Below are 3,821 nucleotides of genomic sequence, written 5' to 3' on the forward strand. Positions count from 1 at the left end.
AGCCGTCGCACCTGTCCACCTTGGGCCTTGCCGCGCCGGCCGGCGCCGCGCAGCTGCCCGCGCTGCCGCAGGTGGAGTTCATCGTGATCGCAGCGCCCGCGCCTAATAAACCTACGCGGGCGCTGACCGAAATTTTGATGCGCAGCACGCTGACCTGAGGCTTTCTTCCTTACTGCGCCGCAGAGCGGGTGTGCTCCACTCGGCCTTCCAGCGGCTGCGACTGCTTGAGCAGGTTCAGGATCGGACACCATTGCTTCACGGCCTCATGCACGGCGCGCACCGCGCTCTCGTCAGCCGGCGACACGATGTGTGCGGTATAGCGAATGTTGTGCGGAAAGAGTGGCACCTGCTCATAGCCCGGCTTACCGCCGCGCGGGTCCAGGTCGCCTTCGATCTCCACCTGCAACGATTCCAGCGGCAATTCGAGTTCGGCCGCCTTGATCAGGAAGATATGCGTCAGGCAGCTGCCCAGCGATCCCAGCAACAGCTCGGGCGAACTCGGCCCCAAGTCGTAGCCCGCGAAATCAGCAGGACTGTCGCTGACCACCTGGTGATCGCGGAAGCGCCTGCGCGCGGCCCCACTGCGCATGCACCAGGTGTCCTTTGAACTGAAGCGGCCTGCGGGCCTCATGGGTGGAATCTACGACGACCTGCTGGCCGGCCCGGCCGTGGAGCCCTGTGTGCTGGAGAAAGGCCAGATGACCATGGAGCTACTGGAATCCCCGCGCAAGCTGCGCAAGGGGATGGCGCCGCGCTAGGCCAGGTAGTCCCGCCACACTATTGCAAGCGCCACAGCCCATGCGCAATACTGACCTTCCCGTGATCTTCTTTTGGAGGGTATAGCAATGCAACGCGACGACATCCGAAAGTTGGGCGCCCAAGCTGCCCGTGAAGGGCTGAGCTTATTCGATTGCCCCTACTATTGTGCCTCGGCCATGCCGGGCCACACGGGCGAGGCCATACGGGATTGGCGTGAAAAAGTCGACGCATGGGAAGCAGGTTGGGTAGCCGAAACGGAGTCGAGAAAACCAAGGGCTAGCGCGAGGCCCCCGCCCCGCTCAATTGAGCGACGCCCCACCTAAAATACTCTTTAGCGCCCCAGCAATGGGGCGTTTTCAATGCTTGCCCGGAGAACGAGTACGTCGAAAAACACTCATCCCAGCTGAGCTGTTCAGCCGAACGCCGGATGTTCCTCAGAGGCTCAAAGTGTTAAATAAGACGCCAACGGACCAATGCCCCGCCAGGTCACGACCGTTCGACCTCGGGCGCAATCATCTGAAGAGGGAGAACATGGCGGTGGGCACTCGATTGTCCGATGTGATCGTAAAGCTGCCCGATCGTTCCATCTGCCGGGTGGAGCGTAGGCTAGTCACCAAACGCGGTCCAACCGGACTCCCCGTCCGCGAGTACATTTGCTCATTGCCGACAGGCGAACCCGTCGTTTGGCTGTCTTGCGGGAAATACCGCATGCCAGACGGCGCCGTAGCCGTCGCTGTAGCGCATAAGCGCCCCGTCTCATGAGAACGCGGAGCCATCCCGCCGCAGCGAGGCCATATAGCACCTTCAGAGGGGGCTGCGACGGTAGTCCTCAGCGCGTGCCAACGTGCGGTAGAAGGCCGCGCCAACGTTTAATAAGCGCTCGATCTCTTCCCGTTCCAACTTGTCCCGCACATTCCAGAGGCAGGACGCGTAATCGGCCAGAATGTCTGCCCAGTCCCCAAACTCATTCAACTTTGCAGACCTGGTAAGTATTTGAGCCAAATAATCTTCCTGTTCCATTGCTTTCGCCTCGGCAGTAGCGACCCCGCGCCGCTCAGTGCGTAGGTCATGCAGCACGCGGCGTGCCCAAAATTATCCCCCAACAAATGTTGGTCACTGGCTGAATCGTCGATTCAACGAAGCCGGGCGTGGCGACGATAACCCCGGCCTCTTTCCGATTCCGCTGAAAAGCGGGTTTCGGCCAGCGGCATCCGAGAAGATTGTGATGAAGCCGCCGCTTTAGTTGGTAAATGCACAGGCGTCAGCTTAGATCTGGTAAAAACTGAGCCGGTATTGGAATAAGAATGCCTCTGATGCTCCAGCGACAAGATTACAAGACCAGAGATGTGCATTGGCTCGGTTAAGCTGATTTGGCGTGTCACGAGGGAGATGTGTTGTGCTGTACGCAAGACATCATCGACATACAACTTGAGAAGATAGGATCATGACCCAGCTGCATTCAACACGCCCACCCGCTTACGCACTGAAGATGCGGTGTGCACCTGCGATGAAGCTTCTCTTTACGTTGGGCCTTGCAACTCTATGGACTGGCGCCCAAGCTGCAAGTTTTGATTGCAACAAGGCCGTGAGCGCTACGGAAAGGTTGATCTGTAGCGATGCCGAGATATCCGCGCTGGATGGGAAATTGCATGGGGCCTATGAAACAGCACTAGCCGCAACCGATGCCTATGGCAAGAAAGAGTTGGCGAAAGAACAGCGCAACTGGATTAAATACGCTCGTGACATTTGTCAAGACAGCGCCTGCCTGCAGCAAGCATACACAACCCGCATCGCCATGCTGGCGCGTAATGAGGAACATATTGCCAATGGCGAGGTGTACTCGGACTGCAAGCTGCCGGGCAACCAAACCGTTAGTGGCGAATGCGTTAATGTTGTGTCGATTCGTGATCCCAACTCCCGTGTTGAATCGTTCAACCAATCGTTGTCGTATCAGAAGCAAAACGGCCGAATCATCGGTTGTAGCCGGCTGATTGACCTACCGGTTGGCGTCGCTGGGAGTAATCACAGTTTTGGCGGCTCCTGCGTATTGCAGGAGGGTACGCAGCGCAAGAACGTGAGGATCTGCAACGACGATATGTTCGGGCATTTCCAAGTAGAGCCGTCCACGCCACAGGATGCCTCAGACAAGCGCTTGGTCGACTTTACTTACGCGCAATGCTATGGCGGTTGATGGTAAGCGCCCGGGCCTATCCGTGATTCTGTGTGCGAGGCATATCATGAGGACTAAAGATCATGGATATACCGATGAAGACGAGGCGCACAGCAGCCGCCCAGGCGGCGGGTCCGTGGGCCGCTGCCTGAAGTGCCGGCCGAGGCTGCTTGAGAAAACACCGGCTTGGGGCCGGATTCAGGTGAATTGATTAGGCAGAACCCAAGGTCGGTAAGCGCTGCACAGCAGGTGTTGGCATGAGACACGCGAATGGCTGCTCAGGGTCGTGAGCGGCCGGCGGAGGCCTGGATACGGCCAGAAGCCGCCATTCGGCGCAGATGAGAGAGCGCGTCAACGCGCGAGGCGCGTACCCATGGCCGTGAGCACGCCCAAACCGATAAATGATGTTCCCGCGAGCCAGGTACCCCAGCGCCCGTCCCGAGCAGCCCGTCTCAGGCACGGAGCGACGAGACTTGCCATTAGCACGTAGATGACGACGGGGAATGGAGAGAGGCTACATGGAAGCGAACTGCAAGACCCCATGCCGAAGCATCAGTGGGTCAAGTTGCCACCAGACAACTGAATCACTTTTTGCGTCCAGGAACCTCGCTCGCAACAGGCGCTCACGGCGTCACCTGATAACCACGCTGCTGCAGGCAACTGGCGTAGGCTGATGACGCAGTCGCATTCTGCTGCGCTTGGTTCGCCCGATCTTGTCGCCGGTCCTGCCGTTGACGCGATCCGCCCACAACCATACCAGCCGCGGCGGCGTCTTTCGCTTGGTTCTGCCGGTAGGCTTGCTTCGTATCATCGTCCACGCGGTCGTAAACCTCCTCATGTTGGCGTCCTCGCGCGCCTGCAACGACGGCCCCCGCCGCTGCGCCTGCCGCCG

The 3,821-nt window shown here is 59.2% G+C and carries 4 protein-coding genes and 2 pseudogenes; 3 read left to right on the forward strand and 3 right to left on the reverse strand.

The annotated features are described in order from the left end of the window. Positions 1–169: 169 nt before the first annotated feature. Positions 170–586 (reverse strand): annotated as a pseudogene (locus VIR09_RS01600) (OsmC family protein); the annotation flags it as partial. A gap of 43 nt (positions 587–629) precedes the next feature. On the opposite strand from VIR09_RS01600, the gene VIR09_RS01605 reads away from it, so the two are divergent. Both VIR09_RS01605 and VIR09_RS01610 read left to right on the forward strand, forming a co-directional pair. Then, a complete protein-coding gene (locus VIR09_RS01605; RefSeq protein WP_332011145.1) occupies positions 630–758 on the forward strand; it encodes a hypothetical protein in 129 nt (42 codons plus the stop codon). A gap of 87 nt (positions 759–845) precedes the next feature. Further along, a complete protein-coding gene (locus VIR09_RS01610; RefSeq protein WP_332011147.1) occupies positions 846–1,082 on the forward strand; it encodes a CrpP-related protein in 237 nt (78 codons plus the stop codon). Positions 1,083–1,563: 481 nt separating this feature from the next. On the opposite strand, the gene VIR09_RS01615 is transcribed toward VIR09_RS01610, so the two are convergent. Then, positions 1,564–1,779, reverse strand: coding sequence for a DNA-3-methyladenine glycosylase (locus VIR09_RS01615; protein ID WP_332011149.1), 216 nt, complete (start codon positions 1,777–1,779; stop codon positions 1,564–1,566). A 424-nt stretch (positions 1,780–2,203) separates the two neighbouring features. Between VIR09_RS01615 and VIR09_RS01620 the strand changes: the two genes are divergently transcribed. Beyond that, positions 2,204–2,950, forward strand: a complete 747-nt coding sequence (locus tag VIR09_RS01620; protein ID WP_332011152.1) for a lysozyme inhibitor LprI family protein — start codon at positions 2,204–2,206, stop codon at positions 2,948–2,950. 602 nt (positions 2,951–3,552) lie between these two features. On the opposite strand, the pseudogene VIR09_RS01625 reads toward VIR09_RS01620, so the two are convergent. Beyond that, positions 3,553–3,821 (reverse strand): annotated as a pseudogene (locus tag VIR09_RS01625) (hypothetical protein); the annotation flags it as partial.

Source organism: Achromobacter sp., from assembly GCF_036567245.1.
Lineage (GTDB): Bacteria > Pseudomonadota > Gammaproteobacteria > Burkholderiales > Burkholderiaceae_B > Achromobacter.